The following is a 22,912-nucleotide window of genomic DNA, read 5'->3' on the forward strand; positions in this document are numbered from 1 at the left end:
GGTTGATTTAGACTGAGGATGAGTAGCGGAGTGTAGGCAAACCCTACATGAGCAACGGAGGCCGAAGGCTGGATCAAGATTCGATGCCGAGAAGGATCCCTGAGTTAACTTCGTGATCATCGACCGTCATAAGCGCCAATGGTACTTGGACCGCAGGGTCCTGGGAAGGTAGGACGACGCCAAGCATGAAGTAAGCCATGTCTTTATGACATGGCTTTTTTGTTGTTTTTAAACGGATATCACCGTACAAAGACTTTATAAAAAGAATGCTAGAAACCATAGAGGCTTCTAGCGATGATAGTACGAGATGTTCTCTGCTTCTAGCTTAACTATGCCATCATAGTGTTGTTTGCGCAGCCTGAGGCAGATGATGAGTCCAGGTATGGCAAGCCATAGGTGCCAGAGAAGAAGTCCGAAGAAGCCTGACTGTTTGATCCAAGGGAATAGAGCACCGATCATGCAAAGTCCGATCCAGAACATTGTTAGTTCTGTTTTACGATAGAGTCCGAATTTAACTTCAGAGACTGGGCTGTATCCCATAAAAGGAAGCGTAATGTTCCAGCCCCAACGCTGACGCTGATAGTTGTCTACGCGGAGCAGGGTCAATCGATTGAGGATGAAACGAAGCAAAGACATGACAGGCAGTCCAATTAAACCATATAGGAAGCCATTCCAGCCAAATAGGATGATCTCGATGGCGATACATACGAATGGTACGATTTTGTATGCAGAAAGCAGCTTGGGATAGATCTCGATTTTGTTGACGAGTCGGTATTGATATACGGTTGCGTTTCTTTGTTCTTGTAAGGTTTGTCGCATGCTAGATGTTGTCCTTTCCGAGGATATCAACTCCTTTATCGGCTGGAAAACGAATTTACTGAATACAAATGATGATTATTGCGCCTACTATTCACCAAAGGCGACTTCCTTACATACGCTGGATTAAAAATGATGAGCCCAGTTGACTAAAGTGATAGAATTTGTACCATAATAGTAGATATGATCGTTATTCCCCCGCAAAGCATATGCTTACGAAGCAGTAATTTGCTTAAAGGTAGTAATATCGAAGATGAAAGCAAATTGCTTTTAGGAGGTATTCAACATGGAGGAAGCGAAGCATACGTGCAAGTGTATTATTTGTGGTGAGATGAAGGGCGAGGACGAAGGTATCCGAATCGTAACAGAATTTATTTGTGATGACTGCGAGATTGATATTGTAGCTACGGATGTACTCGATGAGAAGTATCCTTTCTATATTCATCAGATGAAACAAATTTGGATTCAGAGAAATGCGTAAAGAAGCCTATTCCGGCTATCGGAAAGGCTTTTTTATTTGATGAATAGAATCAATAGATCTAGGCTTATATTTGAATCTGGGTAGTCGGTCAGTGTGGATCTCGATAGAGATTTTATCGTTTAGGGCATGTTATATTGAGAGATGGTAATGAAACAGTGATTATATGATGCACTTATTATTGTTTATATAAAAGGATGAATCTAATGGGCAAAATCGTAAGGGCGCCGTTGTATGATTGTCTGACTGCGCATGAGGCGACCCATCCCGTTTCTTTCCACGTGCCGGGGCATCGTAACGGAGAAGCGTGGCAGTCATATGCAGAGCGGAGTGCTGTGCAGGAACGACTGGCACGTTTTGGCGGCGTGCTGTCGATTGACGTAACGGAAATTTCAGCAACGGATGATCTTCACTCGCCTGACAATGTAATAGCCGAGGCTCAGCAGATGGCGGCTCGTGTATTCGGCGCAGATGAATCGATGCTGCTTGTTGGTGGCAGTACTTCAGGTAATATCGCTATGATTCTAACGGTATGTGAGCCCGGTGATATCATTCTTGTTCAACGAAACGTTCATAAGTCAGTACTGAACGGCCTAAGGCTTGCGGGGGCACAGGCGGTATTCCTACAACCAGCTTATGAACCGTACGAAGGCACTGTACTTGTACCGCTGCTGAAGACGGTTGAGCAAGCTCTTCAGCGATATCCTGAAGCCCGGGCTGTAATGCTGAGTACACCGAATTATTATGGGCGTGGTGTATCGATCAAGCCATATGTGGAGCTGGTACATAGTTATGGCATTCCACTGTTGGTCGATGAAGCACATGGGGCGCATTATGGTTTGCATGACGCTTTTCCCGAGTCGGCAATCGTACAAGGGGCAGATGCAGTTGTGCAGTCGACACATAAGACGCTGCCAGCCATGACGATGGGGGCGATGCTTCATATACGGGAGCAGTATATGGATATTGAACGGCTTCGAGATATGCTGGCAGCTGTTCAGAGTTCAAGCCCGTCATTCCCTATCATGGCATCGCTTGATATTGCCCGGGCAATGATCGAGGAAGAGGGGCCAGCCTTATTTGAGTCGGGGTTATCTCAAGCGTTGTTGTTCAGACAAGAGATGAAGCGGCGTAATGGGAGACTGGCAGTCTCAGCAGGGGAGACAAGTGAGGACCATCAGGTTGCTACTAAGACGGATGGTTACGGTCCACTGTGGAATGATGAGGTTCGAATCGATCCCCTGCGAATGATTATCCGAGATGAGTCTGGTGTCGTAAGCGGGTATGAGCTGCTGAGCCTGCTGGAGAAGTATGGTTGTTGGGCAGAGATGGCCGACGAGCATCGCGTGCTGCTCCTATTCGGCCCATTCGTTAGTAGGGAAGATACAAAGCGTCTGCTGGATGCTTGTGAGGCGATAGAAGAGGAGTTTGTTAAGCATCAGCGGGAGCAGCATCTGTTTGAGAACATAGATACTGCTAAGTCGCCCCATGAAATGCAAGAGAGCTATGACGTGGAACTGAAGCGAATGTTCTCTGAACCAATTCCTTTCTCTATGAATCGGATTAATCGCGATACGATTACGACGGTTCCGCTTCATAGCGCTGAAGGTAGTATTAGCGCCGAAACGATTACTCCGTACCCGCCGGGTATTCCACTTGTATATGCTGGCGAGCGTCTTGAACAGACCGTTATTGCGAGACTGGCGAAGCTTGTTCATATGGGCGCCAAATGCCAAGGAGCCTCCGATCCGACGCTGCAGACGATACGAATTATGAGGCAGGCTGCGAATATTTATTAAGTGTGACGGTCTGTACCAGCTTTTGCTATGATAGATGTAGATGATATCTCTTGATGAATTGAGGCGTAGGACGTTGAGCGACGGATTGACGAACGGTTTGTTTATTTCAATAGAGGGTGGAGAAGGCGCAGGGAAAACGACGGTCATAGCAGGTATTGCTGAGGCGCTGCAAGCAGCTGGTCATCAGGTAATGACAACGAGGGAGCCAGGTGGCATTCCGATCGCGGAACAAATACGTGCAGTCATTCTGGATCGGAGCAATACAAGCATGGATGGCCGCACAGAGGCGCTGCTGTACGCTGCAGCGCGCAGACAGCATCTGATGGAGAAGGTAGTGCCTGCACTTGGGCAGGGGCAGGTCGTCCTATGCGATCGCTTCATCGACAGCAGCCTTGCTTATCAGGGTCACGCGCGTGGGATTGGATTCGAGGATGTGATGGCGATCAATGAATTCGCAATCAATGGGCTCATGCCGATGCTGACATTATATCTTGATGTAACACCGGAAGTAGGGCTGCGCCGTATTCAAGAGGCAGCTGGGCGGGAAATTAATCGACTTGATCTAGAGGCGGCATCTTTCCACCATAAAGTAAGGGAAGGCTTCTTACTAGCAGCTGAGCATTTCAAGGATCGTATTGTTGTCATTAACGCTGAACAGCAGCCGGAAAATGTGTTAAATGAATGTATTGCGACAATCCGTGCGCGCTGTGCAGGAATTTGACAGACTTTTGTCAAAATAATAGAGATAGCTATTCGTAGCTAACTATCCATGGTCTAGGGAGGGATTGAAGATGAAGCTAGTCATCGCAATCGTGCAAGACAAAGATAGTAACCGGTTGTCCAATGCGCTCGTTCGGGAAGGTCTCCGCGCGACTAAACTGGCCAGCACAGGCGGATTTCTGCGTGCCGGCAACACGACCTTCATGATTGGTATTGAGGATGATCGGGTTCATGAAGTACTACAGGTCATTCGATCGAATTGCAAAGTAAGGGATCAGCTTGTTACACCGGTGTCGCCGATAAACGGTTCGGCAGATTCGTATATTCCATTCCCAGTGGAGGTTCAAGTGGGTGGTGCGGCGGTATTCGTCGTTCCAGTTGAACGATTCGAGCACTATTGATGTAATCACAACGGTCGCGATCGGTGATCTGCGAGCAAGGAAGGATGCGACAGCCTTTGAAAATCGAATCAGGATGGCGTCCGCTTGAGCAACGGTCGCGAACGGATCAACAGAACAAAACGACTGTCTCCAGAAGCTTCTCAGATGTGCTGCAGCAAAATGAGCAGGAGAGAACGACCGAGCAGCTTCAGCGCAAGCTGCAGGATATATATAATCAGGGCGAGCGTTTATCCCGCTCGATGACGGTACGGGAGCTTAAGCTGTACCAGCAGATGGTGAAGAAGTTTCTCGAGGATACGGTTAGACGTGGAGTTGGCCTGAAGGAGCAGCGAAGCTTTGATCGTCGTGGTCGGATGAAGCGGTACAAGCTGCTGGATGAGATCGATGAGAAGCTCATCGAGATGGCAGAGGAATTACTGCAGAGCGAGCAGGGAAGACTGGAACTTCTAAGCAAGATTGGCGAGATTCGAGGACTGCTTATTAATTTGTTTTATTAATGGCTGTTCAAAAAGTTCGATTTTAAGCACCGAGAAGGTTGGATCAAGCGGGGGAATGAGGATCGGAGCGTAAGTGTTGTGCTACGTGAGAACCGGAAGTCTCAGCTTCATCCAAGATTCGATGCCGAATATTCATCTTGTGATGCTTCGTGATCAAAAGCGGACTTTTTGAACTACATTTATTTAGGAAGGAAACTGCATCATGAGTATGGATCAAGTGCCAGGACAAGAGAAAGCGAAGTCAATGCTGCGTTATGCGCTGCGAAGCGGGAAAGTGTCGCATGCGTATCTGTTCAGCGGACCGCGTGGAACAGGGCGCAAGGCGCTTGCGCTCGCTTTTGCTCAGGCGTTGTTCTGTACGTCTGGTGGAGATGACGCATGCGGCCATTGCATCGAGTGCCGGAAATTCGAGCATGGCAACCAACCGGACCTTCATATGCTAGAGCCGGATGGCGCGTCGATCAAGCTCGGCCAAATTCAGCAGCTGCAGCGTGAAATGTCGTACCGGAACGCAGGCGTGCAGCAGAAGGTATATATCGTCGAGCAGGCGGAGACGATGACGCTTCAAGCGGCGAATAGCCTGCTCAAATTTCTGGAAGAGCCGCAATCGGAAATCGTTGCGCTGCTGCTCACAGAAAACGTACAGGCGATGCTGCCAACAATCAGGTCGCGCGTACAGATGATCCCATTCGTGCCATTGTCTCCGAAGGAGCTGCAGGCAGCACTAGAGGCTGAAGGCATCGCGTCCATGCAGGCGCGAGCCGCTTCCAGAATCGCCTCCGGCGTAGAAGCTTGCCGGGCGCTTATCCAGCAGAATGGGTTTGCAGAAACAAGAAACGTAGTGATACAATTAGGCAAGGAGAGCCTAAGCCGATTCACTGCAGCGATCGTTACGGTTCAACAGCAGGTCGTGAAGTCTGATGTTGGACAAGATCCGCAGCTTTTGCTCACTATGTTGTTATTGTGGTATAAAGATATGATTCATTACCAGGCTGGAAGGCTTGAAGAAATCGTTTTTATAGATCAGTCAGAATGGATTGGCAAGCATGCGTTCGCTCGCACCCCGGATGGCTGGGTGAATTGCATGGAACATGTGCTGGAGTGCAGCAAGCGAATACGCGCACACGTATCGACGCAGCTGGCGCTGGAGCAATTACTGGTGAATCTACAGGAGGGCTAATGCCTTGTATAATGTCGTCGGGGTCCGCTTTAAGAAAGCGGGCAAGATCTATTACTTTGATCCCGTCGATCTGCCCGTAACGAAGGATCAATATGCAATTGTTGAGACGGCGCGCGGCATCGAATATGGGAAAGTAGTGGTGGGACAAAAGCAAGTCGGTGAATCGGATGTTGTCCTTCCGCTTAAGAAAGTAATACGGATCGCTAACGAAGCCGACGCGAAGGTGGTAGAAGAAAACAAACGGTCGGCGAGCCAAGCATTCACGACATGCTTGGAGAAGATTCGCAATCATCAGCTTAAGATGAAGCTGGTTGATGTAGAATATACGTTTGACCGCAACAAGATTATTTTCTATTTTACCGCTGAGGGTCGGGTTGACTTCCGTGAGTTGGTCAAAGACTTGGCCAGCGTGTTCCGTACACGGATTGAGCTTCGCCAAATCGGCGTACGCGACGAGGCGAAGATGCTGGGCGGAATCGGTCCTTGCGGACGGGTACTCTGCTGCTCGTCATGGCTGGGCGACTTCGAGCCAGTATCGATTAAGATGGCGAAGGATCAGAACCTTTCGCTGAATCCGACGAAGATCTCGGGTCTATGCGGCCGATTAATGTGCTGCTTGAAATATGAGCATGACAACTATGAAAGTGTCCGCGAAGAAATTCCGACTATCGGTAAAATTGTCATTACTTCGCTTGGCGAAGGCAAAGTAACAGGAATTAATGCGGGGAGCAAGACAGTGTTTGTACAGCTGCTCGACATCGGTGGTAAGCCCAAAGAGCTTCCGATGGATGATGTCGTCGTGAAATAACCCGTTCCATCACGATCCTGAGGTGGGAACAAATTTGGATAACAATGATCTGTTTGTACAAATGGATGAGCTGGAAGGCCGCGTAGGCGCCGTTCACGCCGAACTCGGGTTAATGAAGCTGCACATCAAGAGATTGCTCGAGGACAATAAGCGGTTAAGCATAGAGAACGATCAATTGCGTAAGCTGCTCAGACAGGGCGCGCCATTCCTGGAGCAGCAACAGGAGCCGGCAGCTGCGGATGAAGTACCAGATAATACGGAGAGCGTGGAGCAGCTGGACTTGGCGGCTCCTTCGTCTCCGGAGGCTGAGACGTTACCAATCATTGGCGGCGGACATGATAATCTCGCCCGTCTGTATCATGAAGGCTTTCATATATGCAATGTCTATTATGGGCATTTGCGGACGGAAGGCGATTGTTTATTCTGTCTCTCGTTTTTGAATAAATAACGCATTTCGATTTCAATATTTCGCAAGGTGAAACGGCTGTCGCCGTCCTTATAACGGCACAGTGCGTTTCATTCCGGAGAAATCCAAGCCTATGGATAGAGTGAAACTAATAATGACTTGGATTTCGAACAAGACCCTTCAACGGGTCTTTGTTTTTGTTTAAGGCAGGTTTATTGGCAACAATGAGGATAGGAAATGAGTGGGGGAACGTTAAGCGGTGGATGTCGAAAAAGGATTAAGCAATGGGATTCAAGAGCAAGTGATGGCGAATGCCGATGGGATCGAGCTTCTACCCGGCGAGCGACTGGATGATTTGATGACGAAGGAGCTGCAAATTATACAAAGTCGAGACGTGTTCAGCTTCTCGATGGATGCGGTGCTGCTCGCTCGATTCGCATCAGTTCCGCCGCGTGGACGGGTGATTGATCTGTGTACCGGCAACGGTGTCATTCCGATGCTGTTGTCGACACGGACACAAGCAGCAATTGATGCGGTTGAGATTCAACCGAGGCTTGCTGGTATGGCGCAGCGCAGCGTGAAGTTCAATAAGCTCGACAATCAGATTCAGATTATCGAAGCGGACCTGCGTCAATATTGGAAAACGGCAGGAAACGGTGTCTACGATGCTGTTACGGTTAATCCACCATACATGCCAGCGCAGACGGGCGATAAGAATGACAATGAGCACTACGCAATTGCTCGCCACGAAGTTCACTGCACGCTCGATAACGTCGTAGAGGCATGTGCAAGGCTTGTACGCACGGGGGGCAAAGTCTCAATGGTGCATCGGCCTAATCGGCTGATTGACATTCTGGAGACATTCCGTCGATGGAAGCTCGAGCCGAAGCGAATCCGTTTCGTTCATCCGCATGCCGATGCAGAAGCGAATATGCTATTAATCGAAGCAATCCGAGATGGCAAGCCATCTGTGAAGCTTCTGCCTCCACTTATCGTATACACGAAGGAACGGCAATACACCGAAGAGCTGGTGCGGCTGTATTACGGCAGCAATGGATCGTGGGCCGCAGGCGCGGACGGGAAGGAGAACGAATGATACAGGTTCAACGAAGTTTTGCAGGGGAAAGTGGCGGCACGCTGTATTTGGTTGCAACGCCAATCGGCAATTTGGAGGATATGACGTTCCGCGCAATTCGAACGCTGAGCGAGGTAGACCTGATTGCGGCGGAGGATACAAGGCAGACTCGCAAGCTGCTGACGCATTTTGAAATACAGACGCGTCTCGTCAGCTACCATGAACATAACAAGAGGGCAAGCGGACCAGAGCTGATTCGGCTATTAGAGGAAGGGACATCGATTGCACTCGTAAGCGATGCTGGTCTGCCTGCGATCTCAGATCCAGGAGCTGACCTTGTACGAGATGCAGCGGAGCGGGGCATTCCGGTTGTTCCGATTCCTGGTGCTAATGCGGCTTTGTCCGCACTCATTATATCAGGGCTGCCAACAGAGCGATTCTTATTCGCAGGCTTCCCTCCAAGACAGAAGAAAGCATTGAATGAATGGCTAACGAGCGTTGCGCATGAACCAGGCACCTTGATGATGTATGAATCGCCGCATCGGATTGAGAAGACGCTTGCTGCCATGCTCGAGGTGCTTGGCGATCGACGTATTGTAATGGCACGCGAACTGACGAAGCGACATGAGGAAGCAGCACGCGGTACGATTTCGGAATGCATGATTTGGCTGGAAGAGCATCCTCCGCTTGGCGAGTATGTCATCATTGTCGAAGGGCGCACGGCACAGTCGGGTTCGAGCGGTTCATTAGCTGGTACGGGCATTGCGGAAATGGCAGACGGCGTTCCGAATGGAGCAGGCGAGCTGTGGTGGTCGGCATTAACGCTAGACGCACATGTCAGGCATTATGAAGAGCAGGCGAAGCTGGATCGGAAGGAAGCAATTAAACGAACGGCAGCCGATCGGTCGATGCAGAAGCGGGACGTGTACAACGCGGTCATGCGCAAAGACGAAAGGGAATGAGAAGACCTCTATCGAGGCAATTCGGGGATGAAAAAACGCGTTTATAAATGGCTAAGTGGATAACATAGGGGGTTATCCACTCCTTATCCACAGATTAAGTGGTATAACTTCCGCTTTCGTGAAGTTACAAAGTTTATTTGGTTCCTGAGAAATAAAAGCCTAGAATACAGCGAAGGCCGATTGTTCTCCGGACAAAAAAAAGACCTTCCAGGCCGGGTTTTAGCACTGGAAGGCATAAGGAGTATGAAAAAGGTTAGAATTAACATGTGGATAAGTATATTATAACCTATAATTCTTATTTTGTCACAGGTGCAGGCAATTCTGATAGACAAACATTGCAAACAATTTTTCCTTTGAAGTATGCAACGTTCTCTGCGTTACCACAGAAGATGCAAGCTGGCTCGTATTTCTTCAGCATGATGCGCTCTCCGTCCACGTAAATCTCAAGCGCATCCTTCTCACCAATACCCAGCGTACGGCGCAATTCGATTGGAATTACAACACGGCCCAACTCATCAACTTTACGAACAATACCAGTAGATTTCATCATAGGAATCAGTCCTCTCTCAATCAAAATTATTAATTCGTCATGTTTCGACACGGTTTTACTTTTTATGAAATATATAGTACCAAGAATACCCAGATCAGTCAATATAGAAAATATGTAAAAATGGTACTGAATTTTCTGCATTTCCTGTAAACAAGGCATTAAATCACTACAAATATCATACAACAAATTAATTACGTTTGGAAATGAACATACGACAGTTTTCGACAAAAAATATGGGGCTGTGTCGAAATCTTGAACAAATTTGCTTTTAAGGGGTGTGATTTACATGGAGAGATTGCTAGCAGAAGAGAAAGTTTTCAAGGATCCGGTGCATAAATCGGTATATGTGCAGGATGAACTGATCTGGAATCTTATTAATTCAAGGGAGTTTCAGAGACTTCGCAGAATTCGACAATTGGGAACCTCCTATTTGACGTTCCATGGAGCCGAACATAGCCGATTCTCTCATTCGCTTGGTGTCTATGAGATTACACGACGGATTATCTCGCAATTCGAGCGCAATGCGTACAAAGATTGGCCGCGGGAAGAACGGCTGCCGGCCTTATGCGCAGCGCTGCTTCATGATCTTGGTCATGGCCCGTTCTCTCATTCGATCGAGGCGGTTTTCGACACGGATCACGAGGATTGGACATGCCGCATTATTATGGGAGAAACAGAGGTCAATCAGATACTGCGCGAGGTGGACGAGCAGTTCCCTGCACGTGTCGCTGCTATTATTAAGAAGCAATACGACAAACCAATTGTCGTGAACCTTGTATCGAGCCAAATGGATGCGGATCGGATGGACTATTTGCTGCGTGATGCGTATTTCACCGGTGTCCATTACGGTACATTCGACTTGGAGCGGATACTGCGTGTGCTTCGACCTCACCAAGGACGAATTGTGGTCAAAGAGAGTGGCATGCATGCGGTCGAGGACTATCTCATGTCGCGGTATCAAATGTACTGGCAAATCTACTTCCACCCGGTTACACGGAGCTCGGAAATTATATTGCGACACATCTTCGGCAGGGCGAAAGAGCTGTATCACAATGGCTATCAATTTGAGTGGTTACCGCTGCCGATTTTGAAGCTGTTCCAGGGCGATTTGACGACGAGCGATTATTTCCTATTAGATGAAGCGTTAGCTCAGACGGTCTTCATGGCATGGTCGGATGAGCGGGATGAATGGCTGTCGGATCTGTGCAGAAGATTTTTACATAGAAGGCTGTATAAAGACGTTATTGTAAGCGATCATAATGAGGCGCTCTTCGAAGAGGCAAGAGAGCAGCTGCGCCAGGCTGGACTACATCCTGACTACCATCTTGAGGTTGACTTTCCATTCGATCTTCCTTACGATGTGTACCGACTGGACGCGAGAAGCGGCAAGAAGGACAATGAGAAGCCGCCGATTTTATTGCTTGATTCAGAAGGTGGATTATCCGAAATATCCGCTCGTTCCGATATTATTAGATCGCTGACCGGACTTCATCAGGACAAGCACCGCTGGTATTTCCCAGACGATCTGCTGCGCCCGGTTGCACATCGACTCGATAGTCGCATTCGCGCGATTTTTGGCTACTAGAATCTAAGAAGGTTGTATATAGGAAGGAGAAAGTCAGACACCATGAACGGAAAACTTACATTAATTGATACGCATACCCATCTGGACAATCAGAAGTTCGACAATGATCGAGAAGAGGTTATCGCACGCGCCCGAGAAGCGGGTGTCGAAATTATGGTGAATATCGGGTTCGACCGTGAGACGATTCCAACGACGATGGCATTGGCCGAGAAGTACGATTTTATTTATGCGGCTGTCGGCTGGCACCCTGTTGAGAGCATTCATATGCAGGAGGGAGACCTCGAGTGGATCGAGTCGCTGATGTCGCATCCGAAAGTCGTAGCAATCGGTGAGATCGGTCTTGATTATCACTGGGATACGTCACCGAAAGAGGTTCAGCATCGTGTATTTCGGGAGCAAATTCGGCTCGCCCGCAAGGTCGGCAAACCGATCGTTATTCATAACCGAGATGCTCACGAGGACGTCGTACGTATATTGAAGGAAGAGAAGGCTGAAGAGGTCGGCGGCATCATGCATTGCTTCTCCGGCAGCTGGGATACAGCGAAGGCTTGTCTTGACATGAACTTTTATATTTCATTCGGCGGGCCGGTATCATTTACCAATGCGAGAGTGCCGAAGGAAGTGCTTTCAAAAGTTCCAGACGACCGTCTGCTCATCGAAACGGATTCCCCTTATTTGGCACCACATCCTTATAGAGGGAAGAGAAATGAGTCCGCATATGTCGCACTCGTGGCTGAAGCGGCGGCGGCAATTAAAGGGATGACGATAGAAGAAATAGGATATTTAACGTCTCTAAACGCTAGAAAATGTTTCCGTTTTGAATAAGAATGGCTGGAATCATGAGGAATTGGGAGCTTACGTGTGATAAAAGTAGATTTTGCTGCGAAATCCGCTTCTCTTTTCGCTGAATTTCCTTAAATATCGTTTAAATCGTCTTTTATCTGTTCTTTACAATGCATGCGAACACGGGGTATGATTCATTTCAGAACTTACACAATGTATTGGATTTCCAGTAGTACGCTTAATCTCCTAATGGAGAACGGGGGAACCATATGCGGAAATGCTGCACAGTTCAATGTGCCGCACGGAAGCATAAACCGATGGGGTGAATTTGGAAGCATTGCATAGCGGTCGATCCGCTGCAGTGTGACGATAGGGCAACTCTCTTGCCCGAACCCGACAGCTAACCTCGTAAGCGAAATAGAGAGATCAACCTTCGATCCCACTTTCCATGATTAGTCGCGACCAATCGGGAAGCCACGAAGCAGATGATCCTCTGTCGATGGCTTCTTTTCTTTTTCGTATAAAGAAGAGTACGTCGACATAGGGTTACAATGGAGGTGAGGGTGAGAGGGACTGGATAGCATGACTCGTCATGCCAATATACTATAGTCGCGTCAATTGTATCATGCGAAACACTCGACGGCGGGGCTATGAAGGAGGACCGAGGAAGTGGGCGTAATTCCGCAAGTGGACACCCATGGGAAACGATCATCCAGCATGTCTTTCGCATTGCGATGGAAGCATGAAAACGTGCGGTTAATCACATTGAGTATTATTATCTCAATCGCTATGACTTTCATGTTATTGGTGTTGTTGTACGGAACGGCTGAGAGAAGCGTCTCCGTAGTAGTGAATGGACAGGAGAGCGTCGTGAAAACGAAGCAATGGGTCCTGCAACGCCTACTGGATGAACAAGCTATTACGGTTGGGCCGCATGATAAGGTGTCGATCCCTTTGAATGCAGCGATTAAAGATGGAGATCGTGTCGTTATCGACACGGCAAATCCGGTAACCGTAACAGCTGATGGCAAGACTTGGACTGTGTACACGACCGAGGATACCGTGCAAGCGGCGATCGAGGAATTAAATATTCCGGTTCGTAGCTACGATAAAGTATATCCGGCGTTAACGGCAGAACTGACACCGAACATGGCGGTGAAGGTTGTTCGTGTGGAGCATAAAGTAACGAGCTCCCAACATACGGTTCCTTTCACGATCGTGAAGCAAGATGATCCGACCCTGGAGCAGGGTAAGGAGAAGACGATTAAGAACGGCACCAATGGTGTTGTTGTCAAACAATTCGAGAGCGTGTACGAAGACGGCAAGCTCGTATCGACCGCACTCGTTGAGAAGACGGTAGAGAAACCGACAGTTAACCAAGTGGTAGCTGTTGGTACGAAGAAAATAGAGCCGAAGGTTACAGCACTCTCGGCCAAAGCATCAAGTGGTCCACAGACGGTATCATTGAAAGGCATTTCCTTCAAAGCGAAGAAAGTGCTGAAAAATGTTACACTGACGGCCTACTCCGCCGGCGTGAAGTCGACGGGCAAGAGCGCGAGCCATCCGCAATACGGTATTACCGCTTCCGGCGCGAAAGTGAAGGAAGGACGGACGATCGCTGTAGACCCTAACGTGATTCCAATCGGCTGGTGGGTTTACATCGAAGGCATCGGATTCCGTCGTGCGGAGGACAAGGGCAGCGCTGTTAAAGGGAACAAGATCGACGTTTATTACGATAGTGAAGACTACGCTGAAGATTTCGGTACGAAGAAGGGCTATACGGTGTACGTCATCGGGCCGAACAAACCGTCATCGAGCTAGGAACTTCGCAATGTAACACATATTTATCGTAATTCACAGCCAAATATGCCATCATAAGAAGAGGCGATGCCTCTTCTTTTTGCATGCTCAGTTGGAAGGAATGGCGAAAGATGATTAAAGAAATAATTGTGGTGGAAGGCAAGGACGATACGGCGGCGATTAAACGGGCTGTCGAAGCCGATACAATAGAGACAGGCGGTTCCGCGATCGGCGAACAGGTGCTGAAGCGGGTAGAGCTGGCGATGGAGCGTCGGGGCGTTATTATTTTTACAGACCCCGATCATGCAGGTGAACGTATTCGGCGTATTGTGGCACAACGTGTTCCCGGCTGCAAGCATGCGTTTCTTCCAGAAGAGGAAGCGATGTATAAAGGCGATATTGGTGTTGAAAATGCATCGCCAGAAGCGATTCGCAAAGCGCTCGCTAATGTGCGGACAGAGCAGCTGGCAGGAGAAGGCGGTTCTGTTGAGGTTGGATGGGATGATTTGATCGAAGCGGGCCTCATTGTCCATCCGCAGGCGTCCCAACGGCGCGAAGTCATTGGCAAACTCCTCGGAATCGGCTATGCGAACGGTAAAACCTTTTACAAGCGGTGCGTCAGCTTCCGGATTACGATGACGGAATTCATGGAAGCAAGACGGCAAATGGAGCAGCAGCTGGAACAGGAGCGTGGCTAGAATATGAGCAACGAACAGAAGAAAAATACGGCGGTAGAGGTCGCTACCCCTTCGCGAACGCGCGATATTGTAAAGAAGTACGGTTTTGAGTTCAAGAAAAGTCTCGGACAAAACTTTCTGATCGATCAGAACATCCTGCACAAAATCGTATCAGCAGCAGAGCTGGACTCGACGAAAGGCGCCCTTGAGATCGGACCGGGCATTGGTGCGCTCACGCAGCATCTCGCTCAATCAGCGGGCAAAGTGACGGCAGTCGAGATCGACAATCGACTTATCCCTATTCTGCGCGACACGCTCGCAGACGAAGATAACGTCGAGGTTATTCATGCAGACGTGCTAAAGCTAGATTTACAGCAGCTGTTCGCAGAGCGATTCGCTGATGTATCCGGCGTCAGCGTCGTAGCGAATCTTCCCTACTATGTAACGACACCGATTCTGATGAAGCTGCTAGAGGACCGTCTGCCGCTGGAGAATATCGTTGTCATGATCCAGAAGGAAGTCGCTGATCGGATGGCGGCCAAGCCAGGCGGCAAGGATTACGGCAGCTTGAGCGTAGCTGTGCAATACTACTGCGTACCGAGCATCGTATGCATCGTACCGCATACGGTGTTCATTCCACAGCCTAATGTCGATTCGGCTGTCATCAAGTTGAAGCTGCGCGACAAGCCAGCAGTCGAAACGCCGGACGAGGCACACTTCTTCCGCGTCGTGCAATCATCCTTCGCACAGCGCCGCAAGACGCTCATGAACAACCTTTCGTCCTGGCTCGGCAAAGACCAGCGCGAAACGCTGACATCGCTGCTCGAGCAAATCGGTATCGACCCAGGCCGCCGCGGCGAAACGCTCTCTCTCGACGAATTCGCCAAGCTAAGCAACACCCTCCACGGAGCGGGTTTGGGCCTGGAGGGCTAGAGTCGCAAATGAACCCCACCGTATGCATACGTGCATACGGTTTTTTGTTTTAACGGATCAACCATGGAGGTTTTGAGATCCCATGGGGATCACCCGTGGGAGCACCGAAAGTAAAGCGTGTCCCACAGGGACGAAAGCGGGCATCAGCACGTACGATCCAAGGTTCATCGAATCGCATGCGGACGTGCGCACCGCTCTTTAATTGCATAGAGGTCTTAGATCCCAAAGGGATTTCGCGGTGGATCGCCACAGGTAAAGCGTGTCCCACAGGGACGAAAGCGGGCATCAGCACGTATGATCCAAGGTGCATCGAATCGTATGCGGACGTTCTAAAGTACCTAGTCACAACCCAACGTACCCCAATCCATCTAACGTAGCTAGATCAGTCCTCCGGGGTGTCCAGAGGGCAGGTGCCCTTTGGAGCCCTCCCCTTAGGAGGGGAGGGTTTGGGTGGGGTGGAACTGGGAGCTCCGAGGGCCGGGCCCTCGGATATTAGTGTCACCTTCCAGGAAGGTCACCCATAGGATACACGAAGAGGTGATCTGCCCATGAAGCAAGGGGACTTGGTCGTCCGCAAATCATACGGCGGTGACGTGCTGTTCCGCATTGAATTATTACGAGATAACCAACTAGCTGTCTTGAAAGGCACGGATTATCGGCTGCTTGCGGATTCGCCGCTTCTTGATCTGGCAGTCGTGAAGGATCCGGATTCGACGCCAGCATCCCAGCAGGTTCGTATTAAGGTCAAAGAATCGCTGCGTCGAATGCAGGAGAAACGTCCGCCAGTCCATGAGCAGGATGGACCAATTCGGCTGGCGACCCAGTCGGCATCGAACCCTTCGTTCTACGAAATGCCGGGCAAAGTGCTTCATCTTGATGGAGACGGCAATTATATGCGGAAAAGCATGCAGCTGTACTCGCAAATGCGCGTGCCAGCGCACGGCATTCATGTCCACGAGGCACAGATGCCAGAGCTGCTGTATCGGTTGCTGCCGGAGCTGAAGCCTGACATCGTCGTTATTACTGGACACGATGGCGTATTAAAAAACAGACGATCTGAAGATTTAGGCAGCATAAGCAGCTATAAGAACTCCCAAAACTTCGTTGATGCTGTCCGTGTTGCACGTGACTATGAGAAGAACCGCGACTCGCTTATCGTTATTGCTGGAGCATGCCAATCTCACTACGAAGCGCTGCTGCAAGCGGGATCCAACTTCGCAAGTTCGCCGGGCCGTATTCTCATTCATGCGCTTGATCCCGTTTATATCGCAATCAAGGCGAGCGCAACACCGATTCGCGAGACGATTGATCTACCAGAGGTCATTCAAGGGACGATTAGCGGAATCGAAGGGATCGGCGGCATAGAGACCATTGGCCGGCTGCGCAAAGGGCTGCCAAAGCCGAAGTGGACGAAGCAGACCTCGCAAGCGAATGTAATGATGTAGACGTATTTATATGATCCTATGTTTCATGTTTAGAAAATCTAAAAAATCTATTGACACCAACTTTTGTTGGCTGATATAATTATTGACCAATTTGACACTACCTCCCTGGATCGTTATAATGGACGAGAAAGAGGTGGTAGTGGACAATGGCAAAAAATGCGCTGTCGGAAATCAAACGCAGCTTGGAAGCCCATGTCGGTTCTAAAATTCGGCTCCGCGCCAATGGAGGCCGACGCAAAACCGTCGAACGCACCGGAGTACTGGAAGAAATCTACCCATCTGTTTTCATTGTCAAGCTGGATCAGGAAGAGAGCGCATTTAAACGCGTTTCATACAGTTATGCGGATATATTGACCGAATCCGTTGAAGTTCATGTGTGCAACGAAGAGGGGCAAGTGCGCATCAACTATATACAATAGCACCAACGGTCGGCATGATGCCGGCTGCTTCCAATGCGTATCCCAAGTGGATGCGCATTTTTCTTTCTCAATTTCCATCTCACTTACTGCCGCATGAATAAGCGCTGTCAGGGCATCCTAAAGACGCATCAAGCCATTATTAGTCGCAGCCACCGATCAGCAGAGTGACTTTGAACGCGGTTCAAAATCCAGATGGCAGGAGGGAATACCGATGAGCAGAAGAAGACGGGGCACCATGTCCGAAAATTTGAAATATGAGCTGGCAAAAGATCTTGGCTTCTACGATACGGTTCAGCAGGAAGGCTGGGGCGGCATTCGCGCCAAGGATGCTGGCAATATGGTGAAGCGGGCGATCCAGCTTGCAGAACAGGCCGCTGCCAACAAGACGAACCAGTAGTTGGTAAACGGTGTGCTTGCTTCAAACTGAATGCGTCTGCCGTACAAGCCTGCCGTTTATAAACAACGGGGGCTTGTTTGCATTTAAGGACTACAATTTACATGCTTCACTCTTTTTCGCATTTCTTGACTTCGTTTGTTATAATAGGTGGAGTTAACCATACGAACGGGTGAAAATAATGAAAATATACGAGAAGGCCCCTGCCAAAATAAATCTGCTGCTCGATGTGCTGCATAAGCGCAACGACGGCTTTCATGAAGTCGAGATGATTATGACGATGGTCGACCTGGCCGATCGTCTCGAGATGGAAGAGCTTCAGCGTGACCAGATCATAATTTCGAGCCAAGCTGGATACATACCGCTCGATGAGAAGAACTTGGCATTCCAAGCAGCGAAGCTGATCAAGGACCGTTATGACGTCCGCAAGGGCGTATATATTCATTTGGATAAAAAGATCCCCGTCGCCGCAGGTCTTGCTGGCGGCTCAAGCGACGCAGCAGCAGCGCTGCGCGGGCTCAATCGCCTATGGGGTCTTAATATCTCGGATGAGGAGCTGTGCGTGCTTGGCGCAGAGCTCGGATCCGACGTACCTTTCTGCGTAACGGGAGGAACGGCAATTGCAACAGGACGCGGCGAGCGTCTGGAGCGCATCGAGAACCCGCCCCAGTGCTGGGTCGTATTGGCCAAGCCTCCGATTAACGTGTCGACGGCTGATGTGTACGGCCGATTCAAGGCTTCGGAGCTGAAATGGCATCCGTCCATGAAGGACATGCTAAGCGCTATTACGAGCGGCTCGTTCAATGATATGTGCGCATCGCTTGGCAATGTGCTCGAGGAAGTAACGCTTCATCATTATCCTGAGGTGCTGCAGCTGAAGGAAAGCATGCAGAAGCTGGGTGCTGAGGGCGTATTGATGTCCGGCAGCGGACCAACGGTATTTGGCCTTGTGTCGAAGGAAGCGAAGCTGGCGCGCATCTATAACGGACTGCGTGGATTTTGCAAAGAAGTGTACGTCGTACGGATGTTGACATAGTCCAGTAAAAAATGCACGTTTTCTTGAAATCGAAACGAGATGGACCGTCGAAAGGACGGCGGCGGCCGTTTCACCTTGATTAAATCCGTATAAAAGTGGTATATTTGCTTTATATTATTCGGATTTTGGCGAGGAGAGATAATACGTTGAAAAAACTGAAACGAAGTGCTCGACTCGTAGAAATGACACAGTATTTGCTGAGCCGTCCACACAGACTCATCTCGCTGACCGCATTCGCGGATCGCTATCAATCCGCTAAGTCCTCGATTAGCGAGGATTTGGCGATTATTAAAGAAGTGTTCGAAGACGAAGGAATCGGAGAACTGCATACGCTTGCAGGTGCGGCGGGAGGCGTGAAATTCACACCGAAGATCGGCCTGGAAGCGTCGCTCGAGACGATTCAAACGGTGTGCCGCCAATTGGAGCAGCCTGAACGGGTGCTGCCTGGCGGCTATTTGTTCATGACCGATATGCTAGGACAGCCGGAACTGTTGTCGGAGCTCGGACGCATGTTCGCTACCGCGTTCGCTGGTCGTGAGATCGACGTCATTATGACGGTGGAGACGAAAGGGATTCCGCTCGCGTATGCGACTGCGGCCTGCCTTAACTTGCCGGTTGTTATCGTACGTCGGGATAACAAAGTGACGGAAGGCTCTGCGGTGAGCATTAACTACGTATCCGGCTCTAACAAGCGCATTCAGACGATGTCGCTGGCAAGACGTACATTGCGCGAAGGTTCACGTGTGCTTATTATTGATGACTTCATGAAGGCAGGCGGAACAATCCAGGGGATGATGGATCTGCTCGGTGAATTTAATGCGAAGGTCGCAGGTGTCGGCGTGTTCGTTGAATCGGGTGAACTAGGTACCGAGGAGCGTCTTCTCGAGGATTATGTATCGCTTGCGAAGGTAACTGCAGTAGACTTAAAGTCCAAACAAACGATGGTCATTCCAGGCAACTTTTTCAAATAAAAATATAACAATTTGGACGGAGGAACCACGCATGAAATTGAAACCAGAAATCGTAAACGCAGCAGGCGCACCTGCCGCAATTGGCCCTTATTCGCACGCTGCAAAAGTAGGAAATCTGCTCTTTACATCGGGTCAAATTCCACTCGGTCCAGACGGCCAGCTCGTTGAAGGTGGCATCGAGGAACAGACGCATCAGGTGTTCCGCAACCTGCAAGCGGTACTCGAAGCAGCAGGCGCAACATTCGCAGATGTGGCGAAAGCAACGGTATTTATCAAGGATATGAACCAATTCACAGCAGTCAACACGATCTATGGATCGTACTTCGGAGACCATAAACCAGCACGCTCGACGGTAGAGGTTGCACGCCTGCCGAAGGACGTTCTTGTCGAAATAGAATTGATCGCATCGGTATCTGTCGAACAATAGCGAAAAGTTTTCTAGTGCAAAAAAAAATATATAAATAAGCATAAGTTTTCCAAAAAAATAGAAGGAATTTGCTCTAAAGTGTGGAATTAAACACCAAGTCTTCAAGAGGCAAAGGTGGTGAACACAAGTGCAAATTACAGATGTCAGACTCCGACGTGTAAACTCGGAGGGCCGTATGAAGGCTATTGCTTCGATCACCATTGATAATGAGTTCGTCGTTCATGATATTCGTGTTATTGACGGCAACAATGGCATGTTCGTCGCTATGCCAAGCAAACGGACTCCGGACGGAGAATTCCGGGATATCGCTCACCCGATTTCTTCAACCACCAGGGAGAAAATCCAAGCTGCCGTACTCGCTGAGTATGAGCGCGCTGCTGCGGAAGAGGAAGTTATCGAAGAAGGAGCGTAATAATGAGACGAAGAGAGCCTAAGGGCTCTCTTTTCTTTTGCATATGAATAAGATATAGTCAAATACAGAATAAACGGGATTAAGCGAACGTTGGCAGGAGGTTATTTCATTGAAATTGATGGCGATTGTGCTTGCGGCAGGACAAGGCAAGCGGATGAAATCCAAGTTATATAAAGTACTTCACCAAGTATGCGGTAAGCCGATGGTGGAGCATGTACTTGATACAGTAGACGCAACGGCGTGTGAGCGTAAAGTTGTAATTGTTGGACATGGTGCAGAGCTCGTCAAAGCAACGCTTGGTGATCGCGCAGAGTTCGCGCTGCAAGCAGAGCAGCTTGGGACGGGCCATGCGGTACAGCAAGCTGCGTCGCTCCTCGGTGAGGAAGAGGGCACGACGGTTATCCTTTATGGCGATACACCGCTCGTAACGGCGGAGACGCTCGGCAAGCTGCTCGAGAAGCATACAGGTGCGGGTGCAGCAGCAACGGTGCTGACGGCTGTCGTTCCTAATCCACAAGGGCTTGGACGTATTATCCGCGGCGAGAACGGTGAAGTGCTGCGCATTGTTGAGCAAAAGGACTGCTCGGCCGAGGAAGCGGCTATTACGGAAATCAACACGGGCATGTACTGCTTCAACAACCGTAAGCTGTTCGAAGCGCTTAAGCTCGTAACGAATAACAATGCGCAAGGCGAGTATTATCTCACGGATGTGCTGGAGATTTTGCGCAAGCAGGGCGAAACGGTTGAGGCCTACATCGCACCGGACTTCGCGGAAGGCATCGGCGTTAACGATCGCGTTGGTCTTGGCGAAGCGGAGCAACTGATGCGTGTACGCATCGTGCGTCAGCATCAAATTAACGGCGTAACGATTATTGATCCAGCGACGACTTATATTGAAGCGGGCGTTGAGATCGGCGCGGATACGATTCTTCATCCAGGTACGATTTTACGTGGACGTACGGTTATTGGTGAAGACTGCGTAATTGGGCCGCAAGCCGATTTGACGAACGTGACGGTTGGCAATGGCGCAGCCATCAAGTACTCGAGTGCGGCCGATGCAGAGATTGGTGAAAAGAGCACGGTTGGTCCTTACGCGAATCTTCGTCCAGGCTCCAAGCTGGGACGCGAATGCAAGATCGGCGATTTTGTTGAACTCAAAAATGCTACGCTCGGTGACGGCAGCAAAGTGTCGCATTTGAGCTACGTAGGCGACGCCGTTGTCGGCAAAGACGTTAACTTCGGTTGTGGCGCGATTACGGTTAACTATGACGGCTACAACAAGGCGGTTACCGAGATTGGCGATAACGCCTTCGTCGGCAGCAACGTAAATCTGATCGCACCGGTCAAGATCGGTGACGGCGCATACGTCGTCGCAGGCTCGACCATTACGCAGGACGTAGCCGCTAATGATATGGCTATTGCCCGTGTACGCCAAGAGAACAAGACCGGCTATGGGGAGAAGCTTCGCGCACGCGCGAGAGCAAGGAAAGAACGTCTCTCCAAACAATAATAATGGAAAAATAACTGGTGGTATGTCCGACTAATTCGCTTGGCTGTAGGTAAGCCTATGGGAGAAAGCGAAGGAGGTTATCCAATTGGGCATACCATTAACAATTGAAACAAGGGCTACCAAAACAAGACGCGAGCTTCGTGAGCTGCGCAGTCAAGGTAAAGTGCCGGGTGTTGTGTACGGTCCGAGCCTGCAAGCACCTAAGCCGATCGCACTGTCTGAGCGCGAGCTGCTTCCGCTGCTTCGCTCCCATCCGAATGCGGTTCTTTCGGTGTCCATACCAGGTGGACTGACTGAATCGGTTGTAATCAGCGAGGTTCAGCGCGATCCATTGACGCATGAGGTCGTTCATATCGATCTGCATCAGATCAATATGAACAAGAAGCTTCGGACGCATGTGCGTCTAGAGGCGACTGGCGACAGCAAGGGCGAACGTGAGGGCGGCATTCTGCAGTTGCTTGCGCATGAGCTCGAGATCGAATGTTTGCCAAACCAGCTGCCAGAGGTTATTTCGTTTGATGTTACCTCGCTTGGCGTGGGCGAGAATATGCTCGTACGCGATATTCCGGTGCCTGCTGGCGTAACGGTTCGTTCGGATGCGGAGCAGGTCGTCGTAACGATTCTGGCGCCGCAGCTGGAGCTGTCGGAGGAAGAAGCAGCAGCGCAGGCGGTCGAGCTGCATGAAGCGGAGTCGCGTTCGAAGCACGAGAAGATGGAAGCGGTCAAGACGGGTGTCGGCGGCCAGCAGGCGTAGCCGCCGCTGCTGCTTTTCCAGCTGCTTGTACCTCGTTAGTTCGGGACATGCTGTTAACGTAATACCATCGCAAG

General features: G+C 49.8%; 26 protein-coding genes and 1 riboswitch. Of the genes, 24 read left to right on the forward strand and 2 right to left on the reverse strand.

All coding sequences use genetic code 11. The annotated features are described in order from the left end of the window. Positions 1–288: 288 nt before the first annotated feature. Positions 289–819: a hypothetical protein gene (locus DFQ01_RS22050; protein ID WP_110046087.1), complete on the reverse strand. Its 531-nt coding sequence runs from the start codon at positions 817–819 to the stop codon at positions 289–291. Between the two features lie 283 nt (positions 820–1,102). Between DFQ01_RS22050 and DFQ01_RS22055 the strand changes: the two genes are divergently transcribed. The 10 genes from DFQ01_RS22055 (at position 1,103) to rsmI (ending at position 9,142) form a co-directional block, all read left to right on the forward strand. Then, on the forward strand, positions 1,103–1,297 hold the full coding sequence (locus tag DFQ01_RS22055; protein ID WP_110046088.1) for a sigma factor G inhibitor Gin: 195 nt from the start codon (positions 1,103–1,105) through the stop codon (positions 1,295–1,297). Between the two features lie 203 nt (positions 1,298–1,500). Continuing rightward, complete coding sequence (locus tag DFQ01_RS22060; RefSeq protein ID WP_174812905.1) at positions 1,501–3,093, forward strand: aminotransferase class I/II-fold pyridoxal phosphate-dependent enzyme; 1,593 nt, start codon at positions 1,501–1,503, stop codon at positions 3,091–3,093. A gap of 85 nt (positions 3,094–3,178) precedes the next feature. Next, the gene (tmk, locus tag DFQ01_RS22065) at positions 3,179–3,814 is read left to right on the forward strand and encodes a dTMP kinase (protein ID WP_110046175.1); all 636 of its coding nucleotides are present in this window, start codon (positions 3,179–3,181) and stop codon (positions 3,812–3,814) included. Positions 3,815–3,884: 70 nt separating this feature from the next. Then, complete coding sequence (locus DFQ01_RS22070; protein WP_110046090.1) at positions 3,885–4,214, forward strand: cyclic-di-AMP receptor; 330 nt, start codon at positions 3,885–3,887, stop codon at positions 4,212–4,214. 56 nt (positions 4,215–4,270) lie between these two features. Next, positions 4,271–4,711, forward strand: coding sequence for a YaaR family protein (locus tag DFQ01_RS22075; RefSeq protein WP_110046091.1), 441 nt, complete (start codon positions 4,271–4,273; stop codon positions 4,709–4,711). 202 nt (positions 4,712–4,913) lie between these two features. Further along, complete coding sequence (holB, locus tag DFQ01_RS22080) at positions 4,914–5,891, forward strand: DNA polymerase III subunit delta' (protein WP_110046092.1); 978 nt, start codon at positions 4,914–4,916, stop codon at positions 5,889–5,891. A gap of 4 nt (positions 5,892–5,895) precedes the next feature. After that, a complete protein-coding gene (locus DFQ01_RS22085; RefSeq protein ID WP_110046093.1) occupies positions 5,896–6,699 on the forward strand; it encodes a PSP1 domain-containing protein in 804 nt (267 codons plus the stop codon). A 34-nt stretch (positions 6,700–6,733) separates the two neighbouring features. Continuing rightward, positions 6,734–7,147: an initiation-control protein YabA gene (locus DFQ01_RS22090; RefSeq protein WP_110046094.1), complete on the forward strand. Its 414-nt coding sequence runs from the start codon at positions 6,734–6,736 to the stop codon at positions 7,145–7,147. A gap of 262 nt (positions 7,148–7,409) precedes the next feature. Further along, positions 7,410–8,201: a tRNA1(Val) (adenine(37)-N6)-methyltransferase gene (locus DFQ01_RS22095; RefSeq protein ID WP_110046176.1), complete on the forward strand. Its 792-nt coding sequence runs from the start codon at positions 7,410–7,412 to the stop codon at positions 8,199–8,201. Beyond that, positions 8,198–9,142 (forward strand): 16S rRNA (cytidine(1402)-2'-O)-methyltransferase, encoded by a 945-nt coding sequence (gene rsmI / locus DFQ01_RS22100; RefSeq protein WP_110046095.1) that lies wholly within the window; start codon positions 8,198–8,200, stop codon positions 9,140–9,142. The genes DFQ01_RS22095 and rsmI overlap by 4 nt, the downstream gene beginning before the upstream one ends. Before the next feature lie 295 nt (positions 9,143–9,437). Here the strand turns inward: rsmI and DFQ01_RS22105 are convergent, their stop codons facing one another. Beyond that, positions 9,438–9,692 carry an AbrB/MazE/SpoVT family DNA-binding domain-containing protein gene (locus DFQ01_RS22105; RefSeq protein ID WP_006038197.1) on the reverse strand — a complete coding sequence of 85 codons (255 nt, stop codon included), beginning with the start codon at positions 9,690–9,692 and terminating at the stop codon, positions 9,438–9,440. A gap of 286 nt (positions 9,693–9,978) precedes the next feature. Between DFQ01_RS22105 and DFQ01_RS22110 the strand changes: the two genes are divergently transcribed. From DFQ01_RS22110 to DFQ01_RS22175, 14 genes are all read left to right on the forward strand, one after another. Then, a complete protein-coding gene (locus DFQ01_RS22110) occupies positions 9,979–11,277 on the forward strand; it encodes an HD domain-containing protein (protein WP_110046096.1) in 1,299 nt (432 codons plus the stop codon). A gap of 42 nt (positions 11,278–11,319) precedes the next feature. Further along, positions 11,320–12,102: a TatD family hydrolase gene (locus tag DFQ01_RS22115; RefSeq protein WP_110046097.1), complete on the forward strand. Its 783-nt coding sequence runs from the start codon at positions 11,320–11,322 to the stop codon at positions 12,100–12,102. Positions 12,103–12,285: 183 nt separating this feature from the next. Beyond that, positions 12,286–12,490, forward strand: a riboswitch (cyclic di-AMP (ydaO/yuaA leader). Between the two features lie 239 nt (positions 12,491–12,729). Further along, complete coding sequence (locus tag DFQ01_RS22120) at positions 12,730–13,881, forward strand: resuscitation-promoting factor (protein WP_110046098.1); 1,152 nt, start codon at positions 12,730–12,732, stop codon at positions 13,879–13,881. Positions 13,882–13,991: 110 nt separating this feature from the next. Continuing rightward, positions 13,992–14,558: a ribonuclease M5 gene (gene rnmV, locus DFQ01_RS22125; RefSeq protein ID WP_110046099.1), complete on the forward strand. Its 567-nt coding sequence runs from the start codon at positions 13,992–13,994 to the stop codon at positions 14,556–14,558. A gap of 3 nt (positions 14,559–14,561) precedes the next feature. Continuing rightward, a complete protein-coding gene (gene rsmA, locus DFQ01_RS22130; RefSeq protein ID WP_110046100.1) occupies positions 14,562–15,470 on the forward strand; it encodes a 16S rRNA (adenine(1518)-N(6)/adenine(1519)-N(6))-dimethyltransferase RsmA in 909 nt (302 codons plus the stop codon). A gap of 548 nt (positions 15,471–16,018) precedes the next feature. Further along, entirely contained in the window at positions 16,019–16,915 is an 897-nt protein-coding gene (gene yabG, locus DFQ01_RS22135; RefSeq protein WP_110046101.1) for a sporulation peptidase YabG, read from the forward strand. 146 nt (positions 16,916–17,061) lie between these two features. After that, positions 17,062–17,334, forward strand: coding sequence for a biofilm formation stimulator Veg (gene veg, locus DFQ01_RS22140; protein ID WP_110046102.1), 273 nt, complete (start codon positions 17,062–17,064; stop codon positions 17,332–17,334). Between the two features lie 211 nt (positions 17,335–17,545). Further along, positions 17,546–17,731, forward strand: a complete 186-nt coding sequence (locus tag DFQ01_RS22145) for a small, acid-soluble spore protein, alpha/beta type (RefSeq protein ID WP_110046103.1) — start codon at positions 17,546–17,548, stop codon at positions 17,729–17,731. Between the two features lie 178 nt (positions 17,732–17,909). Continuing rightward, positions 17,910–18,764 carry a 4-(cytidine 5'-diphospho)-2-C-methyl-D-erythritol kinase gene (gene ispE, locus DFQ01_RS22150; protein ID WP_110046104.1) on the forward strand — a complete coding sequence of 285 codons (855 nt, stop codon included), beginning with the start codon at positions 17,910–17,912 and terminating at the stop codon, positions 18,762–18,764. Positions 18,765–18,910: 146 nt separating this feature from the next. Continuing rightward, on the forward strand, positions 18,911–19,735 hold the full coding sequence (gene purR, locus DFQ01_RS22155) for a pur operon repressor (RefSeq protein WP_110046105.1): 825 nt from the start codon (positions 18,911–18,913) through the stop codon (positions 19,733–19,735). A 31-nt stretch (positions 19,736–19,766) separates the two neighbouring features. Further along, positions 19,767–20,162: a RidA family protein gene (locus DFQ01_RS22160; protein ID WP_110046106.1), complete on the forward strand. Its 396-nt coding sequence runs from the start codon at positions 19,767–19,769 to the stop codon at positions 20,160–20,162. A gap of 127 nt (positions 20,163–20,289) precedes the next feature. Next, entirely contained in the window at positions 20,290–20,574 is a 285-nt protein-coding gene (gene spoVG / locus DFQ01_RS22165; RefSeq protein ID WP_110046107.1) for a septation regulator SpoVG, read from the forward strand. 109 nt (positions 20,575–20,683) lie between these two features. Beyond that, positions 20,684–22,084 (forward strand): bifunctional UDP-N-acetylglucosamine diphosphorylase/glucosamine-1-phosphate N-acetyltransferase GlmU, encoded by a 1,401-nt coding sequence (gene glmU / locus DFQ01_RS22170; protein WP_110046108.1) that lies wholly within the window; start codon positions 20,684–20,686, stop codon positions 22,082–22,084. 85 nt (positions 22,085–22,169) lie between these two features. Beyond that, the gene (locus DFQ01_RS22175; RefSeq protein ID WP_110046109.1) at positions 22,170–22,838 is read left to right on the forward strand and encodes a 50S ribosomal protein L25; all 669 of its coding nucleotides are present in this window, start codon (positions 22,170–22,172) and stop codon (positions 22,836–22,838) included. Positions 22,839–22,912 lie beyond the last annotated feature (74 nt).

Source organism: Paenibacillus cellulosilyticus, from assembly GCF_003182255.1.
In the GTDB taxonomy this organism is placed as follows: domain Bacteria; phylum Bacillota; class Bacilli; order Paenibacillales; family Paenibacillaceae; genus Paenibacillus_T; species Paenibacillus_T cellulosilyticus.